Genomic DNA, 23,594 nt, shown 5'->3' with positions numbered 1-23,594 from the left:
CATCCATGGAAACAACACACACACTGACGAAAGCACAGATCATGAATGCCTTAGAAGAACGTCACTCCCCGGAAACGCAGGCACTGCTCTCCGCCGGTTCTGTGGCAATCGCCGGACTTGGCGGTCTTGGTTCCAATGTTGCCTGTGCGCTTGCTCGCATCGGGGTAGGGCATCTCCATCTCATTGATTTTGATGTCGTTGATATCTCTAATCTGAATCGTCAGCAATATTTTATCGAACATCTTGGCATGAAGAAAACCGATGCCATGCAGTCTCTTCTGAAAAAGATTAATCCTTATCTGGATATCCGAACTGACTGTGTCAGGGTAACAAAAGATAACCTGACGGAACTTTTTACAGATGATTCTATTATCTGTGAAGCCTTTGACGACCCGCTTGCAAAAGCCATACTTGTCAATGGAATTCTGCAATTATTTCCGGAAAAGAAGCTTGTGTCTGCCTCCGGAATGGCTGGTTTTGGCAGCAGCAATACGATTCTGACCAAACACCCGATGAAAAATTTTTATCTGTGCGGAGATGACGTATCGGAACCGACTTACGGCAACGGTCTGATGGCTCCCAGAGTTGCCATCTGCGCTGCCCATGAAGCAAATATGATCACCCGGCTGATCCTGGGTGAAGAAGATATATGAAAGGATGGTAATTACAATGAATACAACTGAAGATAAATTAATACTGGGAGGACATGAATTTACATCCCGTTTTATTCTCGGATCTGGGAAATTCTCACTGGAACTGGTAAAAGCCTGTGTAGAAAAAGCAGGTGCACAGATCATCACTCTGGCTCTGCGCCGTGCCAATGAAGGCGGTCTGGCAAATATTCTGGACTACATTCCGGAAAATGTCACACTGCTGCCAAATACTTCCGGTGCCAGAAATGCAGAAGAGGCAGTCCGCATCGCCCGCCTTTCCAGAGCTCTTGGCTGCGGTGATTTTGTCAAAATTGAAGTTGTTCATGATTCTAAATATCTGCTTCCAGATAATTACGAAACCATAAAAGCAACAGAAATACTTGCAAAAGAAGGCTTCGTCGTTATGCCTTACATGTATCCGGATCTGAATGCTGCCAGAGCTCTTGCAGATGCAGGTGCTTCCTGTATCATGCCGCTTGGTTCTCCGATTGGTTCAAACAAAGGGCTTTCTACCAGAGATTTCATTCAGATCCTGATTGACGAGATTGATCTCCCAATCATTGTAGATGCAGGTATCGGTCGTCCATCCCAAGCCTGCGATGCCATGGAAATGGGTGCTGCCGCTGTCATGGCAAACACAGCCGTAGCTACTGCCGGAAATGTACCGCTGATGGCAGAAGCTTTTAAAAAAGCAATCGAAGCTGGACGAAGTGCTTATCTGTCCGGTCTTGGCCGCACTATCGAGCGGGGTGCAAGTGCTTCTTCCCCACTGACTGGATTTTTACAGGATTAGGAGGCATTCAGACATGGAAAGTAAACATATCAACGAAAGTATTTTAAGTGAAGAAATTCTGGAAGATCAGAAAAAGAACCGAATTGACCACATGACCTATCTGCCAGATATGCAAAATATCGGCTCCGATATCATGGATCAGGTCATCAATGCTATGGAATCTTATGACTATACAAAATATACCGCAGAAGATGTAAAACGTGCGCTGGCACATTCTGAACGTACCCCGGAGGATTTTCAGGCACTGCTCTCTCCGGCTGCACTGCCATTTCTGGAAGAAATTGCACAGGCAGCTCAGATTGAGACAAAAAAGCATTTCGGCAACAGTGTCTATATGTTCACTCCTATCTACATTGCTAACTATTGTGAGAACTACTGCATTTACTGCGGTTTCAATTGCCACAATAAGATTCACCGTGCCCGCCTGACACCGGAAGAAATAGAAAAAGAAATGGCAGCCATCGCTGCTACCGGTCTCCAGGAAATCCTGATTCTGACCGGTGAAAGTCCGACTATGTCCACAGTGGAATATATCGGAGAAGCATGCAAGATTGCTCAAAAATATTTTAAAGTAATCGGTCTGGAAATTTATCCGGTCAATTCCGATCAATATGCTTACCTGCATGCCTGTGGTGCTGATTATGTCACCGTTTTCCAGGAAACTTACAACTCTGACAAATACGAAACACTGCATCTGGCAGGTCACAAACGCATATTCCCGTACCGCATCAACGCACAAGAACGCGCTTTAATGGGCGGTATGCGCGGGGTTGGCTTTGCCGCACTGCTCGGTCTTGACGATTTTCGTAAAGATGCCTTTGCCACCGGTTATCATGCCTATCTGCTGCAGCGCAAATATCCGCATGCTGAGATTGCATTCTCCTGCCCGCGGCTTCGCCCAATTATCAATAATGACCGTATTAACCCGATGGATGTCCACGAACGCCAGCTTCTTCAGGTAGTCTGTGCTTACCGACTGTTTATGCCATTTGCAAGCATTACCGTTTCCACCAGAGAATGTGAACGCGTCCGTGATCACCTGGTAGATATTGCTGCGACAAAAATCTCTGCCGGTGTAAGCACCGGCATCGGAAGTCACGTAGAAGACATTGAAGATAAGGGAGACGATCAGTTCGAGATTGCAGACGGCCGTTCGGTAGATGAGATTTATGACGCTTTATTACAGCATAAGTTACAACCAGTTATGAGTGATTATATTTATGTGTAAATATTATACTTCTCATTTACATACAGTATTTACCTATCATCAAGGAGAAACAATATGAGCGCTGGAATAAACTTTCCGAATCTGACAAAACAAAATCTGACATTCCCGCTTCTGGCTGTCAGCAACCGGCATCTGGCCGCACATCCCTTCATGGATCAGATTGAGCGGGTGTGCCAGGCTCACCCCGCAGCTCTGATCCTGCGGGAAAAAGATCTGCCGGCAGAGGAATACAAAGCCCTTGCCACAAGAGTTTTGCCTCTCTGCCAGCGTTACAATGTTCCTTGCATCCTTCATACATTCTGGCAGGAAGCACTTGATATTGGATGTTCTTCTGTCCACCTTCCTCTTTTGCAGCTTCGCGATCTTGCAGGTAATGATGGAACAGCCGCAGAAAAACTATCCGGCTTTTCCGTCATTGGCACTTCTGTTCACTCTGTGGATGAGGCACTGGAAGCCGAAAGGCTCGGCGCAACGTATCTTACCTCCGGTCACATTTATGTGACCGACTGCAAAAAAGGACTTGCACCCCGTGGTCTGAAATTTCTTCAGGCGGTATGCAAGTCCGTATCTGTTCCGGTCTATGGAATCGGCGGTATTAAATTTGACCCTTTACAGTGGCAGGAATTAGAGGCCGCTGGTGCAGCGGGCGGATGTATTATGTCCGGCATGATGGAATTATAATCCATCTGCCGGATTTTTCTTGCGTCCATTTTACAACATAGAAATAACAAACAGACCGACACACATCAGGACAAACAATATCATTCCCGGATTTCCAAACATTGCGCAGGCCATCTCATTTCTCGGCATTTCCCGCTCCCCGGATCGCAATTCCATCTTTTTCACCGAATTGAGCAAAAATATAAAACCTGCGATTGCCATACTGATCATACACACTTCCAGAAATACCAGTCCCGCAATAGCACCCATATGGTTAAACATCAAATCAACAACTACGTAAGGATTTCCACTGGCCCAGGACATGTAATCCATGTTTTTTAACAGTACAGAAGATAAAAATCCACCAAGAAAATTTACAGCCATGTGAAGCATGATGTTATATTTCACATTTCCGGTTCTGATATAGACATAAGCCAAAATACATCCAAGTCCGAATGCATAAAAAAACTGATGGAAATTACCATGAAAAAGGCCAAACATCAGTCCTGACAGCACAATTGCTGCCTTATCTCCATAGACAATCGTCCTGTCAATCATAACTTTCCGAAAAATAAATTCTTCCATAACTGGCGCCAAAATCACTGTAAACAGAAACGAAAACCAGGGACTTCCATTAGACATCAGACTATCCAGTCCCAGAGATAGATCCAGTCCCGTACTCCAACTGAGCAACGCACACACCACATTTCCAATGATATTCCCCAAGTACATCACGCAGATACAGATACACAAAATTTTAAACCAGTGCCCTGCATTCATCTTGTTCCGATACAGCTGCATTCCAGGCAGTGAGCGCATCAGGTGCGCACACACCGGAATCCCAAGCAGATATAATGGTACTAATGAAACTATCCAGTTTATAATTGGCTTATTCATCAGCTGCGGTGCAAAAATTCCAATGAGCATTGATATTACTAGCTGTACTATCGTCATCAGAAGTGCCATAGTAAAATAACTGATACCAACTCTTGAAAAAAACGCTTTATCTTTTCTTTTATCTCGCATATTGTATATACCCCATTTTTCTCCTAATGTTCTTGATATACTCTCGGAATATTATAATTCTTTCGTTCCATTTTACACTATTTTTGCTATAATGTATAATAAATAATTCAAACTTAAAACAACAATTATCTCAGAATGTTTTTATCATAAATCTATTAACAAAGCATTTTGAGCAATCAGGGAGGTTTTTACATGAAAATCATTGATATGCACTGCGATACACTGTCCGTCATGCTTGAAAAAAAGCGGCAGAAACAACCTTATGGACTGGAATGTCCACAAAATCAACTCTCGTTGTCTCGCATGCAGGAAAGTAACTATCTGCTGCAGAATTTTGCTGTATATGTCAATCTTGCCCAGGTCGAGCATCCTCTCATGGAAGCACTGGAGCTGATTGACCTTTTCTACACAGAACTCGAAAAACATGCAGATGTGATCCGTCCGGCCCGTTCCTGGAATGACATTCAAAATAATCAGGCGGAAGGTGTGATTTCTGCACTTTTAACCGGAGAAGAAGGTGAGATCACACTTGGAAAACCAGAATATCTCCGTATCTTGTACCAGCTTGGCATGCGCATGATGACACTGACTTGGAATTATGAAAATTCTCTGGGATTTCCAAACCTAAAGTTATCCCGATCCGAAACGGATGCTTCTTCCTGCTCGAACAGTAAAGATTGCGGATTAAAAGAGCAAGGCATCGCCATGCTAGCGGAAATGGAACAACTTGGTATGATCATTGATGTTTCCCATTTATCCGATGCCGGTTTTTACGATGTACTAAATCATACGACAAAGCCATTTGTCGCCAGTCACTCCAACGCCCGCAGCGTCTGTCCTGCTGTGCGCAACCTCACGGATGACATGATCCGCAAACTGGCAGACCGCGGCGGCATCACCGGCATCAACTTCTGCAAAGATTTCCTGGGGAAACCGACAGCTTCTCAGAATTATCTGGATCAGGCTGTGGTCCATATGAAGTATTTGATAAACCTTGGTGGAGAAGATTTTGTTTCCCTGGGTTCCGATTTTGATGGGATCACCCCTTATTACGATTTTGCGGACTGCAGTGTTATGCCAAAACTCATTCAGGCAATGAAAAAAGCCGGTCTGACACCGACTCAGATAGAAAAAATCTGTTACAAAAACGTGTTGCGGGTTTACAGGGAACTGTTATAAACAGATATTTTTCAAAGATTTTGTTCTGAAATTGAATTGTCTGCATATACTGTCTGGAGAGAATACTATTTTCCAGTTCAGTATATGGAGGCAATTTTTTATGGTACAGTTTATCAACGATTTCCTGAAAAAATCAAACAAACTCGGTTTTCTTTTTGTGTCTGTCATCGGGACACTACTGCACTTCACGTTTGCATGGTCCGGACAAACTCCCGTGATCGGTCTGTTTTCCGCCGTAAACGAATCCACCTGGGAGCACATGAAACTGCTTTTTTTCCCAATGCTTATTTTTATTATTATCGAATATAAAAAATACGGTACTTCCTCCCGTGACCTGCTGGCCGCACGCACCCTTGGGCTTTTCTGCGGACTTGCCTTTATCCCGGTCAGTTTCTACACTTACACCGGAATCATCGGGAAAAGTTTCACCGTACTTGATATCGCTATTTTCTTTGTCAGTGTCTTTCTGACTTTTTATATTAGCACAAAACTGCTGCAGAAACCATTAAGAGTCACAAGTCTGTCCGCTGTCATTCTTTTATGTGTTCTGACGGCACTCTTTTTTCTATTTACCTTCAATCCGCCTCACATTCAGCTGTTTTTGGATCCTGTTACTTTTCGATATGGGATCTGAGTTTCTGCACTTTCGTTTTGATTCTCTGCAGCGCATTGTCAATGGACTTTTCTGTTTTTCCCATCTTCTCTGCGATTTGCCGGTAATTCCATCCATCCAGATAGGCATCCAGTACTATATTTTCCATGGGACTTAAGGTGGTATGGATGCTTTCCAGAAATACATCCACACTCTCACGATCGATCAAAATCTGTTCCGGATTTTCCTCCCGCACCGTCATGCTCTCCTCCAGGGACAGATTATCGGAATCTTTGGCTTCCGCCGACAGGGAAACATAAGCATTTAGTGGACCATGTTTTTTTCTGCCTGCCGCCTCAATGGCATGGTAGATCTGTCTGCTGATGCACAGCTCCGCAAAATGAAAAAAGCTGCTTTTGCTGTTATCAAAATCCTGTACCGCCTTAAACAGCCCGATCATTCCCTCCTGCACCAGATCATCTGTATCACCGCCAAGCAAAAAGACAGCATTTGCCTTTTTGCGGACGAGATATTTATATTTTTCCATCAGGAAATCCATCACACCGGAATCTCCCGCGCGTAACTGTTCGATCAGTTCTTCGTCCGTAAAGGCATCATACTGTCTTTTCATTTCTTATAATTCCATTCTTTTTTCTATTTCTGCAGACGCTGACGCACGATCTCGTAAGCCAGAACACCTGCGGCTACCGATGCATTCAGGGAATCAATATCCCCCTTCATCGGAATGGACGCAGTAAAATCACAGTTTTCCCGCACCAGCTTGCTGACACCGTCACCCTCGTTTCCGATCACAAGTCCAATCGGTCCGGTCAGGTTCTGACGGTACATTACTTCGCCATCCATATCGGCACATACAAACCAGAGTCCCTGTTTTTTCAGTTCTTTCATTGTTGTACTTAAGTTTGTTACTTTTGCTACTGGCGTATAATTTAGCGCTCCGGCAGAAGTTTTTGCTACTGTTGCAGTTAAACCAACCGCGCGGTTTTTCGGAATAATGACACCGTGTGCGCCCGCAAGGTTTGCGGTACGGATGATCGCACCCAGATTATGCGGATCTTCGATTCCATCCAGCAGGAAGATAAACGGCGGTTCTCCGGCTTCCTCAGCCTTTGCCAGAATATCCTCTACGGTTGCATAATTATATGCTGCCGCGTAAGCGATCACACCCTGATGTTTTTTTGTTTCAGACATATTGTCGAGACGGTCTTTGGAAACAAATTTTACCATCGTGCCATATTTTTTTGCTTCTCTTAAAATTGTTTTGATCGGACCATCCTGGCAGCCTTCCAACACAAACACCTTATCAATGGTCTTGCCAGAACGAAATGCTTCCAGAACTGCATTTCTGCCCTCGATGGTTAATTCTTCGTATCTCATGTATTTTCTCCCTAATGATGTTGATGTAACTTTTCTTCTTTCTCCAGACCGTCCAGTCCCAGAACCGTAAGTTCCAGAATCCGGTCTAACCGGTCTGCCAGATACAGATATCCCATCAGAGCCTCAAATCCCGTTGCCCGGCGGTAATCACTCATGCTAGCATTTTTTGCCATAGTCGGAGATTTCGCATTCCGTCCCCGTTTGTACACGGCTTCTTCTTCCTCGGAAAGTTCCGGAAGCAGATACTCCATCATCGCAGACTGAGAATGTGCCTTTACCAGATGACTGGTATGCTGATGAAGCTGGCTTGCTTTTGTGTTGCCCTGCGCCACGATCATGGAACGGATCACAAGGTCATAAATGCCATCTCCGATGTACGCCAGCGTCAGCGGCGAATAGGTACGGATATCACCTTTTCGAATATCAAATGTTTCACGGATTGCACTGAAAATCGGCAGTGCTGCTGTATCTACGCTCTTTTCCATGTAACTCCTTCTCTTGTATCTTTCAGAATAATTCCCATTGCTGCGAGCTCATCACGGATCTCATCGGCACGGGCAAAGTTTTTCTCTTTTCTTGCTGCCTGACGCTCCTCGATCAGTTTCTCGATATCCTCATCCAGAATCTCTGCCTCTTTTTCTACAATGATTCCAAGAACATCGCACAGCTCTTTTAATTTTGCATACAATGCATCAATGTATGCTTTGCTGTTCTCACCAGATGCATTGGTGTTACAGAATTTTACATACTCAAAAATTGCGGATACTGCATCAGCAGTATTGAAATCATCATCCATAGCAGCCTCAAATTTTTCCTGGTATACATGAGACTGTGCCAGAAATTCTTTTTCTCCCTCTGTCAGATCACCGCTTGTGCTGCCGGATAATCTCTGCAGGTTCTCTGCTGCTGTCACGATACGCTCCAGTCCACTCTTTGCGGCTTCCATCAAATCCGCACTGAAGTTTAACGGACTTCTGTAATGTGCGGAAAGCATAAAGAAACGCAGAACCTGAAGGTCATATTTCTCACCAATCTCTCTTACGGTAAAGAAATTTCCGAGAGATTTTGACATTTTTTTGTTATCAATATTTAAAAATGCATTGTGCAGCCAGTACTTTGCAAATGGCACACCGTTGGCAGCCTCACTCTGTGCGATCTCATTCTCATGATGCGGGAAAATCAGATCCTCGCCGCCGGCATGAATGTCAATCTCGTCGCCCAGATATTTTTTGGACATCACAGAGCACTCAATATGCCAGCCCGGACGTCCCTGACACCACGGAGACTCCCAGTATGGTTCACCGTCTTTTTTCGGCTTCCAGAGTACGAAATCCAACGGATCTTCTTTCAGATCACCGGTTACCTGTATATTTCTGTGTCCCGCTTCCAGATCATCAATGTTTTTATGGGAAAGTTTTCCGTAATCCTTAAATTTTCTGGTACGGTAGTAAACAGTTCCATCAACTGCCGCATAGGCATATCCTTTTTCGATCAGAGTGCTGATCATATCCAGCATGCCCTGAATTTCCTGTGTTGCCAGCGGATGGGTAGTTGCCGGTTTTACGTTCATGTCGTGCATATCTTTTTTGCACTCTTCAATGTACTGCTGAGAAACTTCCTCTGCGGTACGTCCTTCCTCGATGGCTTTTTTGATGATCTTGTCATCTACATCAGTGAAGTTGGACACATAATTTACTTCATAGCCTTTGTATTCCATGTATCTGCGCACCGTATCAAATACGATCATCGGACGCGCATTTCCGATATGGATAAAATTGTATACGGTTGGTCCGCACACATACATACTTACCTTTCCCTCATGTAAAGGTACAAATTCTTCTTTCTGTTTTGTCAGTGTATTGTAAAGTTTCATTCCATTTAAGCAGGTTTCCCTGCTCTCCTTTCTCATATATATTTCAGTTACTATTTCTTCATCAGCACAGCTGCCACGATCTCACTCATCTGCTCTTTCTTTTCCTCAATATCCAGCACCAGGAAAAACTGATTGACCGCACGATACAGATTCTGGCGTTCATCGGAGAAATTTGTGATATTCCGGTCTCCACTGAGGTAATCCGTCAGGAAATGGATTCCACTCTCCATGGTCATAAGCCATACCGCATAAACCATCAGTTCTTTTTCCTTTGCGGTCAGGATGCGTCCCATCTCATGGCAGTAGCCCTGCACATAACCGCGGAACAGATTAAGATCCAGCTCAATATTCCCAAATTTCTCATCCTCGGTAAAGGTTGCTGCTCCGGCGCGCACTGCATCACCAAAATCCAAAATAGAGGCTCCCGGCATCACCGTATCCAGATCGATCAGGCAGATTGCTTTCTTTGTATCACTGTCGATCAGCACGTTGCTGTATCTGGTATCGTTGTGTGTGACACGTTTTGGGATTTGTTTTGACTCCACCGCATCCTGAATTTCATTCAGTTTTTTGGAACGATCCAGTACAAACTGAATCTGCTCCTGGCAGTCTGAGGTACGGAAACAGATATCTGCCCGGACTGCATCAAGCAGCTGACGCATCACATTTTTCATATCATGCAGCTTCGGCACGGTAGCCCCGAGCTGGCTGCTGTCAAAATCACGCAGTCTCCGATGAAAAACTCCAACGGCTTTGGCCGCCTCATAGGCCTCCTCCGGCGTCGTCGGTTTCTTCATTTCCTCTCCGCAGCAGATCATGCGGTACAGACGGAAATAACTTCCATTCTCTGTCTGTAACAGCTGGTTTCCGGCTTTCGTCCGGATAAAGGTCAGTCCCTCCAGCTGTGGATCCCGACCTTCCTGTTCGATCACATTATGGAGGTACTCTGTCACAAGGAACAGATTGTTCATGACTTCCGTCGGATACTTGAATATAATATGATTCATCTCTTGAAGTACATAATGCTCCCCTCCGCAAATAATCTCATAGGTATGGTTTACGGTACCATGTCCCAGAGGTTTTACATCGGTAATCTCTCCTTCAATCTGGAATTTACTGATAATTTCTTCAAACTTTAACATCTTTCTACCTCCATGGTCAGACCAACTCATTGACAAATATTTTTAATCTGTCAAACATTTGTTGACCAAATATTGCTATGTCCATGGCGCTGGCACTTTCGCATTGTTCTACTTTTTCTGCCGTTCCACCTGTACTATCTATATAAATCCGGTAACAGCCATTATTTTCCGGTAACAGTTCATCCCTGATCTGCAGTGTTTCTTCGTACACATCCACAAAGCGAAGCAGTTTCACAAAAGCAGGCAAATGCAAAATCCGTCCCATCATCAACGGTGTTTCCCGTTCTTTTGGTAAACACAGATTTTCGGATTCACCCGGTAATTTAGCGTCTGCCTTCCATAACGGTTCCCTGATTTCAAATCCGTCCTCCATGGAGTAACAGAAACTTCCGCAGAGCTGTCCGTTCCCGTCATACACAGGAACCACCGCTCCATCTTCACTCTGCTGTTCTTTCTTCATTCGTTCATAATACGATGCATTTCTCGGAATGTAAAGGTCAAATTTTTCATCCAGGATCTGATTTGAGATCTGTGCCAGTTCTTCGTTGTCCGCATCCCCTGCACAGTTCTTCTGATTCATTATATATCCACACAGTTTTTCAGTCTGCGCATCCTCCGTCTCCCAGACACGCTGATTCTCCCAATAACGGTATCCAAAAGGCTCATAATAAGCCGGATCTGCCGGCATCAGGAAGGAAAATGGCTCACCTTTTTTTCGTTCCTTCCGCAGCAATTCCTGCAGCAGACGCCGCATACAGCCCTGACGGCGGTACATTGGATCCGTAGCCACAGCCACCAGATAATGCACATCCGCTCTCTGTCCGCAGTAGCTGACCGAAAAAGGATTTGCATGAATCATGGAACAGATATGATCCTGCTCTTCCAGCACAATAATCTCATTGTCCCGGCATTTTTCTTCATAATAATAATCCACAAATTTTGCGGTATCTTCCGGAAAACAGGTTTCATAAAGCCCACGGCTTTTCCCTTTTTCCTCCTGCCTCAGATATCGCAGGTGCATACTCAATGACAGCCTCCGCATCCCGGGCAGCCGCCTTCACTGTCGCCCACGACCATACTGTTTTCATAAATCGTTGACAGCATGCAGACTGCATTTGCGGAAATCCCTTCCTCTCGGCCGGTAAATCCCAGATGCTCTTCTGTCGTTGCTTTGACATTTACCTGGTTTTTCGCAATATGAAGAGTATCTGCGATATTCTGCTCCATCTGCTCAATATACGGGCGGAGTTTTGGTTTCTGCGCGATCACGGTGGCATCGATATTTTCTATAATATAATGCTCCTGCTCCAGCAGAGCTCCCACATGTTCTAACAGCTTCAGGCTGGAAATACCGCGGTATTTTTCATTCGTATCCGGGAAATGTTTGCCGATATCTCCCAGCGCTGCCGCTCCCAAAAGTGCATCCATAATGGCATGCAGCAATACGTCTGCATCTGAATGTCCCAGAAGTCCCAGACTGTGCGGGATTTCCACACCTCCCAGGATCAGTTTCCGTCCCTCCGTCAGTTTATGCACATCATAACCCATTCCAATTCTCATATGCGTATATGCACCTCTTTTCTTTCCTGATCATTGCTCTGCTGCAACCTTTCTGTCTGCTCAGAATCAGCATGCATACAGCAAGAGCCTATTTGGTTTTTAGTTTACCACACTTCGGCTGAAATTTCCATTGACTTACCGATTTTTTCTTCTTAATATTAATATGAGGTGATTTTTTGAAACTATCAGAAAAACAGAAAAAAATGATACAGGGAGCCATTGCCCCCACCATTGTCGCAACATTGATCTTTTTTGTGACATATTTCTTTTTCGGTATGGAAAATACAATGATCGGGCCTTTTGCGACTCTCTCCTTTCTCCGCTACCGAAATATGTGCAGCCACTATGAGTGTCTGATCCGAAATTTTGCTGTGTACATGATCATGGGCGTGCTTTCTTTTCTGGCGGTCATCAATCTGCCGTTGTGCATTCTGATCAATGCAGTGGCACTGTTCTGGATTGCAGATCTGCTGATTGACGAATACAATCCGAATAATTATTTCCCGGCCGGCATGGCGCTGATTTTTTTCCAGATTGCTCCGGTACATACCGTGGCAGCACTTGGAAACCGTCTGCTTGCCCTGCTCGCATCCTTCGGAATCGTGTTTTTATTTGCATGGATCCTTTCCAGAAAAAACGCCGGACAGAACCGCTTAAAAGCACTGATTGCAGAAGGTTTTTCGGTATGTGAAGATTTGCTGGTGCAAACCGGATACCTGGAGGATGATACTGACAGGAATTCTAATATTCCTCATTCAGGAAACTTGCATGCTTTTTCCGAAAAGAATTCGGCTATTTTCAATGCAAAAAGAAATGCTGCTTCTTCAAAAGACGTTTCCACTCTGCACAAACAGCTTTGTGAAATTAACCAGAAATGCAGTAAAGAAATCTATTCTGCCAACCGTGCAACTCTGCGGATGAAAGGAAAAACAAACTGGTACTGCCGTTTTGTCCTTGTATTTCAGATTTTAAATTATCTGACTGACCATGTCGAGGAAGAGGATAATCGCCTGAATGCGCTGAATATATATATGAAATTTAAGGCTCAGTTTCAGAAAATCGAACCAACTTCTGATTACCGTCGGCTGAATTTTCGTGTTCGCAAACCAGATATTCGAAATATGCGTCTGCGTTTTGCCCTGCGGCAGGTAATTATACTGACTCCCTGCCTGGTTATTTCCTACCTGTGGCAGTCCAATAATATTTACTGGCTGGTCATTTCCGTATTTTTCATGATGATTCCTTTTACGGAACACACGGTTCAACGGGTGCGCCAGAGGGTGTTCGGAACCATGGCAGGCATTGTGCTGTGCTTTATCTTTTTTACGATTTTCCCGGATTTTGGTTCCAGAGTAGTCATTATGACAGTGGCAAATTTTATGATCTATGCGGCGGATGGCTATGGTCCAACGGTTGCTTTTATCACCTGTTCTGCCCTGGCGCTGCAGTCTATTGACAGCAATATTCCGATCGTTCTTGGGCAGCGGCTGATCTACACGCTTCTGGGTGGGGGAATTGCTCTGCTCTCCAACCGATATATTTTTCCGGTGCGCATGGCTAAGCAAATGCAGTATCTCTTTGATATGCTGCGCAGTCTGCGGGAACAGCTGACTGTCCTTGGGGAAAATACGACACCTGGGGATGATTACAGGCGTCATCAGATGGATCAGCTGATCATCAAATCTTATCTGCTGTCCACAAGGGCGGAGGATTTACAGGAATCCCTACCGGAGATGCAGAAAATTTCTGGCTTTGAGGATGCACGGAAACGGCATATGGGATTTTTGGCCGCGTATCTGGCGCGGTATATGGCGTGACTTTTTTATTATGATGGAAAAAGTCGGGGATTTTTGAAATGTTAGAAGAAAAAACTGGAGATTTTCTTGAAATATTAAAAGAAAAAGCCGAAGGATTTTTAAGGTGTTAATAGAGAAAAACCGGAGCATTTTGTCTTGTCCGCTAACAATCGCTTGCCAAGAAAAAATGCTCCGGTTTTTCTATTGTACTTTTTGAGTAATCCTCCTGCTTTTTCCAGGAAACTTTTCGAGAAATCCTCCAGTTTTTTCTATTGTTCTTTTTTGAAAATCCCCCGACTTTTTTCATTTACACATCAATAATCTAAAAATCATCTACAAAATGAACGCAAACGAATCATCCTTCCGCCAATAGTTTTCTATCTTATAACTCATGCTGATATAATTTCTGCTCATCCTGGATGACAACAGTGCCTGCTCCATCGATACTGAAGAATTCGATTGGAAGTACATGCTCGATTCTTCCGTCCAGGATGTGGGCTCTGTTTACCCCCTGATGCACCGCATCCATGCAGTGGTTCAGATAGTCCATGAAGTCTTCCGGGAAGTGTCTTGTTTTTTTCAGTTCTTCGACTTCCTCGGCTGTGATGCGCGGATATACGTCGTTGCGTGTCTCATCCGTATAAATACCCGGATAGCGAGACAGATAGATCAGCTTGTCTGCCTGCATTTTTACCGCAATTTCCAATGCTGTATCCTTCGGGTCAATATATTCCATCTCATTGTCAATATCATTTGGTACAATAACCGGAATATAATCGTTGGCAATGGTCATCTGAAGGGTTTCTACATCTACTCCACAGATACCAAGCGCTTTTGTATCGCAAAGTTCCAGCAGTTTTGCAATTCGTTTGTTCTCACGGAATTTGTCCACGCCCATCGGTGTACGATGTACTACGATCGGAATGACACCAATACTTTTCAGCAATACAATATCTTTCATCAGCTTCTTTTCCTGCATGCCGGAAAGCCACTCTCCACAGTCATACTCTATAACGATCACTTTGTGGACAAAATCGCGAATGTATGGCAGTGCATCACATAAGACTGCCGCTTTATGCTCTATATTTTCTAAATAACGATCCATATTACCTTTACCCCATATTTTTTCATACTGTTCTATTTTATAGAACGCATTTTTTATTATACGCCAGTCGTAAAAAACTGGCAAGTCAGCAGATAACCCTTTTCTTACAAAAAATGCCAGCTTTTCACCGGATGCATCTTACTTATATGTGTCAAATATGCTTACAAAGCAATCATTCTCTTTTCTGACAATCAAAAAAACCTGCAGGCAAAACCTACAGGCACTTAGTAGCGAGAGGGGGATTCGAACCCTCGACACTGCGGGTATGAACCGCATGCTCTAGCCAACTGAGCTATCTCGCCATATTTAATGGGACCTACAGGGCTCGAACCTGTGACCCTCTGCTTGTAAGGCAGATGCTCTCCCAGCTGAGCTAAGATCCCATTTTGTTGACCAGTGAACTGTTCCGTTCCCTGTCGACTTCGTTAGTATACACCTATATCAGACAGAAAGTCAACAAGTTTTTCTTTCTTTTTTGAAGTTCGACATTTTATTTATATTTTATCTACTTTTCACGCAATTCATGCATTTATATCCCCGTAACTGCAATCGCGTTTTTTATTTCTTAAATCAGTTTCAGCAGCCAGAATGTGGTGCGGTTCTCAGAACTGTCCTCGATATTCTCAGCGACCATTTCAAGGTTCCACAGTTTTCCCGCACGGGCACTGCAGATAGCTGCTGTCGTCTCCGGCAGTGTTCCTTTTGCCAGCATTTCTGCTCCGATTGCTGTATCTTCGATCTCATGCTCTGTCAATGTCGGGAATTTTTCCTTACGTGTATTGACCGTTTGACGCAGTGCCTGCGGATGGGATGCCACTTCCTTTAAGGACGTTGTATCTGCTCCTGGCTTTTTGAACAGACAGTGATGAATTGGCAGTACATATACCCCAAGTTTTTCATATGATATATTTTCAAAGGTATGTACAAATTCGCCTACCGGACCCGCAGTAGAATTTTCCACGCCAAGCACACCATACTGAATTTCACCTTTCTGCATTGCTTCCAGAATATTTTTCGCACATACCAGCGGCACCAACTCTGCCTCTGTCATGCCAGCCTCGGCAATCAGTTCATTAGCTGCCACCTCTGAAAAGCTACCCGGAATACCCATATAACCAATTTTATCCATTTTTACAATCCTCATTCTCTCATAAGTTTTACATATGCTGTATTTATTATAGCGTTTTCTGCAAAAAAATCCAGAGAATTCTCTCTTTCCGATTGTTATTATTCTGAAATTGGGGTAAAATAGAGGAAAATACGCTTTTACACATTAAAAAGCTAAACTAACATACTTTCCCGTATTTTGGAGGAATTACATTTATGGAATTTAACAGACTGATCAGCAACGTAGAACCATCAAAATCCGTCACTTTGCTTTCAAAAACAAAAGAATTACAGAAAACTGATCCTGAGATATTAAATCTGACCGGAGGTGAGCCGGATTTTCCGACCCCGAAAGCCATCTGTGACACTGTTGTGGCAGAGCTTGCCGCCGGACATACACACTACTCTGACAGCCGCGGAGACGCTGACCTTCGTGCTCGCATTGCCCGCAAACTGCTGGAAGAAAATAATGCACCATTTCAGCCAGAGAATATTCTGATCACTCCAGGGGCAAAATATGCTGTGTACCTGACGATCCGCGCCCTGCTCAATCCGGGGGATGAAGCGATCTGGCTTACACCGGGCTGGGTATCCTATCCGTCCATCGTGGAAGCCAGTGGTGGGACACCAGTTGCCGTTCATTTGAAATATGAAGAAAACTACCGCATCACAGAGGAAGCTCTCGAGGCAGCGGTATCCGATAAAACAAAACTTCTGATCATCAACTATCCGAACAATCCGACTGGACAGATTCTTACAGAAAGTGATATTCAGGCGCTCACCACCTTTTTGCGCAGACATCCGGATATTTACGTTTTATCTGATGAAATATATGAAAAAATCGTTTATGACCAGAACGAAATTGTGAGTCTGGCTTCCATTCCGGAATTTTTTGAACGTGTTGTCATTGTAAACGGTTTTTCCAAATGCAGTGCCATGACGGGATGGCGTCTTGGCTATCTTGCCTGCAACCCGGCACTTTATCAGGTAGTGTTGAAACTGTTCCAACACTCCATCAGCTGCACCAGCGGATTTTTACAGCGCGGCGCTCTGACTGCACTTAACTGTGTGGAAGAAACCGAACAGATGCGTCAGGCATACGAAAAACGCAAAAATCTTCTGGTTGATGGAATCCGCGAGATTCCGGGTGTGGAGCTTCTGACACCTGCCGGTGCTTTCTATGCATGGATGAAATTCGACACCGACATGGACAGTGAAACACTCTGCAATGACCTGTTAGATAAAGCAAAAATTGCCGGTGTTCCGGGTATTGCTTACGGAGAAGAGGACTGCGTCTGCATCCGTTTCTCTTTCGCCGCATCAGAAGATGTGTTAAGAACAATGCTGGAGCGGTTAAAAGTTTATCAGCAAAGCCATACTAAATAAGATGTAACCACATTGCTGACAAAACATTTTTTAACAAATTTAAAACGTATCATAAAATAATAAAAAGATTACAATTCTTACTTTTATATAAAATCAAAATTATAATCTTGAAAAAAGAACCTCTCTCATAAAATACATAATCGCGTATGGGTCTTACTTTATGCCCTGGCAACTTTGTTATTTTATGAAATGAAGGTTCTTTTTATGTACACTTATTTTTTCACTTATCAGGATGCTCTGCCAAAAAATTGTGGTTTTCCACATTTCGGCAAAATTCATTTTATATGGCTCGCCGGCATTGTTATCAGTATTTTTCTTTTGTGCAAAATGTACCTGCGCCTTACGAAAGCAAGACAACTACAAATATTAAATACCACTGTACTTCTGGCCTTGTGCTGTACCTTTACACAGGATGCCATTTTAATCGTTACCGGACACATGAATGCCAGAATGCTGCCTTTCCACCTCTGCGATCTTGCAGGATTTTTTTATCTGTTTTTACAATTGCGAGCATTGCGCACCGGACACTGGCCTTCCCTTTCAGAAATTGCACTGTGCCTTTTTATGCCCGGCGCTGTCCTTGGCATTTTGTTCCCGGTATGGAGTGTGTACCCGGCTTTTCATTACATGACGATCCATGGCTTTGTATATCATGCACTGATCATCCTTTATCCATGGCTACTTTTTGTCGGTGGGAATATTCAGTCCAAAATACGCCATATCTGGCAGCCGGTACTGTTGCTTTGCGTCATCGTTCCACCCATTTATCTTTTTAACAAAAAATTTGACAGTAATTATATGTTTATCAACGAACCACCAGAAAATACACCTTTGGCATTCCTTGCAGATCAAATGGGAAATCCAGGTTATTTGTTTGGATATGCTGTTTTTATTTTTCTGATGATGCTGACACTGTATCAGATTTTCGGAAAACTTACAGAACTGTTAAAAAAGTAATCTTACTTATCCTCGTTTCTCTCGCAGACAATTTTACCATACAACGCTGCCAAAACCTGCTGAAACAGCGTTCCAATCATGACAGGGAACAACACTTCTCCCGGAAATGACGTTGCCGCAATGACCGCTCCTGCACTGATATTTCGCATACCTGCTCCATACATCATGGAAATCTGTGTTTCCCGGTTCTGATGCATCAGTCGCGCAATAAATAATCCAATGGCATATCCACCTGCTGCCAGCAGCAGAATCACGCCTGCCACTTTCACCCGTTCCAGATTCATGTGACGGATATAAGGTGCCACGCCGGAAGAATTGGATGCCACCACAAAGATCAATGCCAGCTTGGAAAATGGTGCCAGTTTTGATGGCAGCACTTTCTGTGCCTTTCCTTTGCTGCATTGGTTCAAAGTCATGGCCAGAACCGCCGGAAGCGCCACCATAAAAATGAGCTGACGCATCATCTGTGTTACATCAATCTGTACTCTTGAGCCAACCATAACATGTAAAGTCGCCGGAATAAGAAACGGTGCCAGAACGGTATCAATGACTACCAGCGCCAATGACATAGCATTATTACCGCTGTAAATTGTCACCCACATCAGACTGACTACCGCCGTTGGAACCGCAAACTCCAAGACAATTCCAGTGATCAGATTACTGTTGTCCGGAAAGATCAGATTTCCAAGGCCGCAGGCCACTCCCGGAATTACAAGATGCAATAACACCATCACGACCAGAAGCACCCAGGGTGTTTTAAACACGTTTGCCACATCCCGGAACTGGGATTTTAAAGCTCCGGTAAACGTAATAAACGCAAATACAAACGGCACAAAGGGCACACCATGTTTTGCGATCTGCGGGAACAAAACGCCAAACACCAGACACGCCGGTGTAACCAGTGCCATCCATTTTTCTATAAACTTATTAAATCGATTTAATATCTGCATACCTCATACTTCCATTCTATTGCGTATATATCTTCTCGAAATTCTCCCATAAAAATGAATTTTCCAAAATATTATTCTTTTTTCATAACATTTCTACATTTTTTCTTCCCCCGCAAGTATACCGTTCTTTCCTTAAAAAAGCAAATGTGCGATGCAGATTTTTCATTCCACATCGCACATTCTATATTCCTTGCAATTTCACTTATCATATAACAAATAGTTTTCATATATTCCAGGTGAGTATCTGCTTTTCACCTATTGCTTCTTTATCGTCGCATCAATGTTAAGATACCGCCGAAAAATCCATATCCAAGCGTGATCCATCCGCAAACCAGCATCAGAAATGCCAGATGCGTCATTCCCGGAATCGTAACAAACAGATTCAAAATCATCACTGCTGCCAGTGAGATTGCTGCTACAACTACTGTTCGTAAAAACAGATATAAATATTTACCTGAGATTGCCGTATGTCTTCCTGTTTTATTTGAATATGCATAAATCTTTTCCATCATGTCATGCCCTCTTTCTCAATATCAAAAACGCTTTTCTTTTGATATTGGAATCGTAGCATGCCATCGTAAAAATCAAAGCATATTACCGTAAATTGTAGGTAAAACTTTTCTTTTGTTTTTATGCCAATTTACATTTTTCAATAACACAGGTATGTTCTTTTGTTTTTTTATCGTAATTGATTCCTGCAAGCAACAGTTCTCCATGATACTCCTTCAGAGAATCAATATACTGTTTTTGCTTAATCTGATCAATCGCGCCTTCCGCAGTTTTATCCCATTTCAATTCAATGACTACTGCTGGCTTATCCATATGTTTTTTTCTTGGAATAAAGCATATATCTGCAAATCCCTTTCCGCTTGGAAGTTCACGGACGATCGTATAATATTCACGGGCAAAATAGAAAGCAAGGTTTATCGTACAGCTCAGCGAATTTTCATCATTATACTCTAAGATTGAAATCTCTCTGTGTGCCTGATCTATGCCTCTCGCAACTGATTCTTCATCCTGATTCCACAAAGCTTCCAGTAACTTTCTGGATGCCTCAACAGAATGTGTTACCTCCTTCCAGTCCATGGTACTGATTGCATTGACATATTCCTTCGACACTTCTTTATTTGGAATAGATACCGACTCACTTTCACTGTCATACGTCAAATACCCAAGATGCGTCAGCAATGTCAATACATCATCCCTTGTTTCAAACGTTGTCATATCATTGCTGAAAGTTCCTGTATTGATAGGTATCTTTTCTCCTGCCAGCGTTTTGACGATTGCATCTTTCAGACCATCCATATTCATCTGAATATATATTTTCAGTGCCTCATACGTCTCTGTCTGATTCCAGTACGTGCCAAATTTGTGCCGCAGCATTGCTTCCACCACCGATTTCGGACTGTACATAGAATAAAGCGTATCTTTCTCTATTCCATTTGAAATCAGATGATATCCATCATACCATGCCTTTGCCTCTTCAAAATCCATCTGATACTTATCGCAAAGCTGCTTTACTTCTGCTTCTGTAAATCCAAAAAACTCAGCAAGTTTTCCCGGATCCGTCATGGCATACTCTGTAAACATATTTAATGCAGAATGTGTACCATACTTTTTGACTGGTAAAATTCCTGTCATATAAGCCAGTGCAACATAATCTTTATCTTTCATCCAGGTACGCAGGAAATCCAGATATTTTTTCTGCGCTTCCTTGTCCTGTGCATACTCACGAAACAAACAATCCCATTCATCAATCAGAATAACAAATGGATGACCTGTCTTGGAATACACATCTTTCATCGACTGAATCAGATTTTTTTCATCTCTGAAACGTACCGTGGTTTCATATTTATCCAGCAAATCAAAAATCAGATATTTCTGCAACATCTCTAGCATTTCATCCATGCTGCTTGTTGCACTTAAGAAATCCTGCATATTAATCTTCAATACATCATATTGATTTAAATGCTCTCGATAAGATTCTGATTTACTGATCTTCATTTTATCAAAATATTTTGCAGTATCCAGACTTCTGTCGTAATACGCTGCCAGCATATCCATCGCCATTGACTTTCCAAATCTTCTCGGACGGCTGACACACATAAAACGCTGCAACGTGCCCAGACATTCATTTGTAGCGTCAATTAATCCACTTTTGTCTATATAAATCTGAGACCGCAAAGCCATCTCAAAGCAACCACATCCAGGATTCAAATAGCTTCCCATTAAAAATCTCCTTCCATGACATTTTCCAATAGATAGGAATAGTATACCATAAAGAAAAGCGCCCTGCAAAGGACGCTTTTCTTTCGCTCACAAGTATTTATCATTTAAGGAATGGTGTTTTTTATTCGTGGCAATGTGCACAGTCTACAGACTGGAATTTCTCATGATCGTACGCAATGCCGTTTTTATCATAGTAATCTTTTACTGCTGCCTTTACTGCTTCCTCAGCAAGTACGGAACAGTGGATTTTTGCTGGTGGAAGTCCGTCAAGTGCTTCTACTACTGCACGATTGGACAGTTCCAGAGCTTCATCAATCTTTTTACCTTTGATCATCTCTGTAGCCATAGAGCTTGTTGCGATAGCAGAACCACATCCAAATGTGTTGAACTTTACATCTGAAATGGTCTGATCATCCGGATTGACTTTGATATACATTCTCATGATATCACCACATTTTGCGTTTCCTACTTCGCCGACTCCATCAGCATCTTCCATTTTACCTACGTTTCTTGGATTCTGAAAATGATCCATTACTTTTTCACTATATAACATGTTTTTTCTCTCCTTTTTCCAATTCATCCCAAACCGGTGACATATTTCTTAAATAAGTTACAATCTTCGGTAATTCTTCTAATACATAGTCCACTTCTTCCTGTGTGTTGTACTCAGACAGGGATAAACGAAGGGAACCGTGTGCTACTTCGTGCGGCAGTCCAATTGCAAGAAGTACATGGGACGGATCTAAGGAACCGGATGTACATGCAGAACCGGAAGATGCTGCAATGCCTTTCATGTCAAGCATCAGTAACAGTGACTCGCCCTCGATGCCTTCGAAGCAGAAGTTTACGTTACCTGGGAGACGTTTTGTCCGATCTCCATTTAATTTAGAATGCGGAATGGTCAGCAGACCTTCAATCAGACGGTCACGTAATGCTGTCATTTTTTCTGCGTTTTCTTTCTGATGTGCCAGAACATCTTTTAATGCTGCTGCCATACCTACGATAGCAGGGATGTTCTCTGTACCGGCACGTTTGCCACGCTCCTGTGCACCACCTTCGATGATGTTGGAAAGCAGGATTCCTTTTCTTGCATACAGGAAACCAACTCCTTTTGGTCCGTGGAATTTATGTGCAGATGCAGACATCATGTCGATATTCTGCTCTTTTACATTAATTGGAAGGTGTCCAACTGCCTGTACGGCATCTGTGTGGAAATATACACCTTTTTCTTTGCAGATTGCACCAATCTCAGCAATTGGCTGAATGCTTCCGATCTCATTATTTGCATACATAATTGTTACAAGACATGTATCCGGACGGATGGCTGCCTCAACTTCTTCTAAACGAACCATACCATTCTCATGAACATCCAGATATGTTACTTCGTAACCTTCTTTTTCCAGTTTCTGCAATGTATGAAGTACTGCATGATGCTCGAAAGCAGTAGAAATAATATGCTTTTTATTTCTGCGTGCGCCCCATTTTGCTGCAGATACAATGGCCTGATTGTCAGCCTCGCTTCCGCCGGAAGTAAAATAAATCTCATTCGGCTGTGCTCCGATACAGGCTGCAATCTCCTCTCTTGCTTTCTCCAGTACTTCCTTGGACTTCTGCCCCGGAGTATGAAGACTTGATGCGTTTGCATATACATTTTCCAGACATGGGATCATAGCGTCCAATGCAACCTGGCTCATTTTTGTCGTTGCCGCATTATCAAAATATACGTTCATAGTCCCTCACACTTTCTATCTTAATTTGTATTTTTAACTATTGTTTCCTTAATTCTTGGATATATTATCATAGTATTCCCCTAATGTCAATAGGAATTGAGGTGTTTGGTTAAAAGAACAAGATGACATAAAGACTCCAAGGCCGGCACGAATGATTTTCTATCTGCGCTGCGCCGCTTATCTCCGACCGCTCCCGCGAACTCCCCCGCAAAACCAGCGGGCTCAAACAC

General features: G+C 43.3%; 24 protein-coding genes and 2 tRNA genes. 9 read left to right on the top strand and 17 right to left on the bottom strand.

Annotated elements, in window-relative coordinates:
- Positions 1-5 precede the first annotated feature (5 nt).
- The 4 genes from thiF to Q0I54_RS04155 are packed head-to-tail and all read left to right on the top strand — an operon-like array spanning position 6 to position 3,355.
- The gene (gene thiF, locus Q0I54_RS04170; protein ID WP_296116693.1) at positions 6-653 is read left to right on the top strand and encodes a sulfur carrier protein ThiS adenylyltransferase ThiF; all 648 of its coding nucleotides are present in this window, start codon (positions 6-8) and stop codon (positions 651-653) included.
- Between the two features lie 16 nt (positions 654-669).
- Positions 670-1,446, top strand: coding sequence for a thiazole synthase (locus tag Q0I54_RS04165; RefSeq protein ID WP_296116691.1), 777 nt, complete (start codon positions 670-672; stop codon positions 1,444-1,446).
- Positions 1,447-1,459: 13 nt separating this feature from the next.
- The gene (gene thiH / locus Q0I54_RS04160) at positions 1,460-2,674 is read left to right on the top strand and encodes a 2-iminoacetate synthase ThiH (RefSeq protein ID WP_296116689.1); all 1,215 of its coding nucleotides are present in this window, start codon (positions 1,460-1,462) and stop codon (positions 2,672-2,674) included.
- Between the two features lie 54 nt (positions 2,675-2,728).
- Positions 2,729-3,355 carry a thiamine phosphate synthase gene (locus Q0I54_RS04155; RefSeq protein ID WP_296116687.1) on the top strand — a complete coding sequence of 209 codons (627 nt, stop codon included), beginning with the start codon at positions 2,729-2,731 and terminating at the stop codon, positions 3,353-3,355.
- A gap of 30 nt (positions 3,356-3,385) precedes the next feature.
- Here the strand turns inward: Q0I54_RS04155 and Q0I54_RS04150 are convergent, their stop codons facing one another.
- A complete protein-coding gene (locus Q0I54_RS04150; protein WP_296116685.1) occupies positions 3,386-4,360 on the bottom strand; it encodes a CPBP family intramembrane glutamic endopeptidase in 975 nt (324 codons plus the stop codon).
- A 192-nt stretch (positions 4,361-4,552) separates the two neighbouring features.
- Between Q0I54_RS04150 and Q0I54_RS04145 the strand changes: the two genes are divergently transcribed.
- Complete coding sequence (locus tag Q0I54_RS04145) at positions 4,553-5,539, top strand: dipeptidase (protein WP_296116684.1); 987 nt, start codon at positions 4,553-4,555, stop codon at positions 5,537-5,539.
- A gap of 100 nt (positions 5,540-5,639) precedes the next feature.
- A complete protein-coding gene (locus Q0I54_RS04140; protein ID WP_296116682.1) occupies positions 5,640-6,173 on the top strand; it encodes a DUF6512 family protein in 534 nt (177 codons plus the stop codon).
- Here the strand turns inward: Q0I54_RS04140 and Q0I54_RS04135 are convergent.
- The 7 genes from Q0I54_RS04135 to ispF are packed head-to-tail and all read right to left on the bottom strand — an operon-like array spanning position 6,151 to position 12,104.
- Positions 6,151-6,762, bottom strand: a complete 612-nt coding sequence (locus Q0I54_RS04135) for a sigma-70 family RNA polymerase sigma factor (protein WP_296116680.1) — start codon at positions 6,760-6,762, stop codon at positions 6,151-6,153. The two genes, Q0I54_RS04140 and Q0I54_RS04135, sit on opposite strands and share 23 nt — an antisense overlap.
- Before the next feature lie 23 nt (positions 6,763-6,785).
- The gene (rlmB, locus tag Q0I54_RS04130; protein ID WP_296116679.1) at positions 6,786-7,529 is read right to left on the bottom strand and encodes a 23S rRNA (guanosine(2251)-2'-O)-methyltransferase RlmB; all 744 of its coding nucleotides are present in this window, start codon (positions 7,527-7,529) and stop codon (positions 6,786-6,788) included.
- A gap of 11 nt (positions 7,530-7,540) precedes the next feature.
- Complete coding sequence (locus tag Q0I54_RS04125; protein WP_296116677.1) at positions 7,541-8,014, bottom strand: Mini-ribonuclease 3; 474 nt, start codon at positions 8,012-8,014, stop codon at positions 7,541-7,543.
- Positions 7,999-9,402, bottom strand: a complete 1,404-nt coding sequence (cysS, locus tag Q0I54_RS04120; RefSeq protein WP_296116676.1) for a cysteine--tRNA ligase — start codon at positions 9,400-9,402, stop codon at positions 7,999-8,001. The genes Q0I54_RS04125 and cysS overlap by 16 nt, the downstream gene beginning before the upstream one ends.
- A gap of 50 nt (positions 9,403-9,452) precedes the next feature.
- Positions 9,453-10,544 (bottom strand): phosphotransferase enzyme family protein, encoded by a 1,092-nt coding sequence (locus tag Q0I54_RS04115; RefSeq protein ID WP_296116674.1) that lies wholly within the window; start codon positions 10,542-10,544, stop codon positions 9,453-9,455.
- A gap of 16 nt (positions 10,545-10,560) precedes the next feature.
- A complete protein-coding gene (gene eis, locus Q0I54_RS04110; protein WP_296116673.1) occupies positions 10,561-11,565 on the bottom strand; it encodes an enhanced intracellular survival protein Eis in 1,005 nt (334 codons plus the stop codon).
- A gap of 2 nt (positions 11,566-11,567) precedes the next feature.
- The gene (gene ispF, locus Q0I54_RS04105; RefSeq protein ID WP_296116671.1) at positions 11,568-12,104 is read right to left on the bottom strand and encodes a 2-C-methyl-D-erythritol 2,4-cyclodiphosphate synthase; all 537 of its coding nucleotides are present in this window, start codon (positions 12,102-12,104) and stop codon (positions 11,568-11,570) included.
- 176 nt (positions 12,105-12,280) lie between these two features.
- On the opposite strand from ispF, the gene Q0I54_RS04100 reads away from it, so the two are divergent.
- The gene (locus Q0I54_RS04100; RefSeq protein ID WP_296116670.1) at positions 12,281-13,921 is read left to right on the top strand and encodes an FUSC family protein; all 1,641 of its coding nucleotides are present in this window, start codon (positions 12,281-12,283) and stop codon (positions 13,919-13,921) included.
- A gap of 361 nt (positions 13,922-14,282) precedes the next feature.
- On the opposite strand, the gene Q0I54_RS04095 is transcribed toward Q0I54_RS04100, so the two are convergent.
- The 4 genes from Q0I54_RS04095 to Q0I54_RS04080 all read right to left on the bottom strand — a co-directional run bounded on the left by Q0I54_RS04095 (position 14,283) and on the right by Q0I54_RS04080 (position 16,134).
- On the bottom strand, positions 14,283-15,005 hold the full coding sequence (locus Q0I54_RS04095) for an acetylglutamate kinase (RefSeq protein ID WP_296116669.1): 723 nt from the start codon (positions 15,003-15,005) through the stop codon (positions 14,283-14,285).
- A 228-nt stretch (positions 15,006-15,233) separates the two neighbouring features.
- Positions 15,234-15,307, bottom strand: a tRNA-Met gene (locus Q0I54_RS04090).
- A gap of 8 nt (positions 15,308-15,315) precedes the next feature.
- Positions 15,316-15,388 (bottom strand) — tRNA-Val (locus tag Q0I54_RS04085).
- 182 nt (positions 15,389-15,570) lie between these two features.
- Complete coding sequence (locus Q0I54_RS04080; RefSeq protein ID WP_296116668.1) at positions 15,571-16,134, bottom strand: prephenate dehydratase domain-containing protein; 564 nt, start codon at positions 16,132-16,134, stop codon at positions 15,571-15,573.
- 194 nt (positions 16,135-16,328) lie between these two features.
- Between Q0I54_RS04080 and Q0I54_RS04075 the strand changes: the two genes are divergently transcribed.
- Both Q0I54_RS04075 and Q0I54_RS04070 read left to right on the top strand, forming a co-directional pair.
- Complete coding sequence (locus Q0I54_RS04075; protein WP_296116666.1) at positions 16,329-17,498, top strand: pyridoxal phosphate-dependent aminotransferase; 1,170 nt, start codon at positions 16,329-16,331, stop codon at positions 17,496-17,498.
- Between the two features lie 204 nt (positions 17,499-17,702).
- On the top strand, positions 17,703-18,455 hold the full coding sequence (locus Q0I54_RS04070) for a YwaF family protein (protein ID WP_296116665.1): 753 nt from the start codon (positions 17,703-17,705) through the stop codon (positions 18,453-18,455).
- 2 nt (positions 18,456-18,457) lie between these two features.
- Here Q0I54_RS04070 and Q0I54_RS04065 read toward each other — a convergent pair whose 3' ends face one another.
- From Q0I54_RS04065 to nifS, 5 genes are all read right to left on the bottom strand, one after another.
- A complete protein-coding gene (locus Q0I54_RS04065) occupies positions 18,458-19,405 on the bottom strand; it encodes a bile acid:sodium symporter family protein (protein WP_296116664.1) in 948 nt (315 codons plus the stop codon).
- A 266-nt stretch (positions 19,406-19,671) separates the two neighbouring features.
- Positions 19,672-19,917: a hypothetical protein gene (locus Q0I54_RS04060; RefSeq protein WP_296116662.1), complete on the bottom strand. Its 246-nt coding sequence runs from the start codon at positions 19,915-19,917 to the stop codon at positions 19,672-19,674.
- Positions 19,918-20,035: 118 nt separating this feature from the next.
- Positions 20,036-21,634, bottom strand: a complete 1,599-nt coding sequence (locus Q0I54_RS04055; RefSeq protein ID WP_296116660.1) for an AAA family ATPase — start codon at positions 21,632-21,634, stop codon at positions 20,036-20,038.
- Positions 21,635-21,755: 121 nt separating this feature from the next.
- Positions 21,756-22,187 carry a Fe-S cluster assembly scaffold protein NifU gene (gene nifU, locus Q0I54_RS04050; RefSeq protein WP_177974998.1) on the bottom strand — a complete coding sequence of 144 codons (432 nt, stop codon included), beginning with the start codon at positions 22,185-22,187 and terminating at the stop codon, positions 21,756-21,758.
- Entirely contained in the window at positions 22,177-23,364 is a 1,188-nt protein-coding gene (nifS, locus tag Q0I54_RS04045) for a cysteine desulfurase NifS (protein ID WP_294785615.1), read from the bottom strand. Before nifS ends, nifU begins: the two co-directional genes overlap by 11 nt.
- Positions 23,365-23,594 lie beyond the last annotated feature (230 nt).

The sequence above is a fragment of the uncultured Eubacterium sp. genome (assembly GCF_934295145.1).
Taxonomy (GTDB): domain Bacteria; phylum Bacillota; class Clostridia; order Lachnospirales; family Lachnospiraceae; genus Eubacterium_I.
Note: the sequence above shows the minus strand (reverse complement) of the source record. Positions and strands in the feature narration are given on the sequence as shown.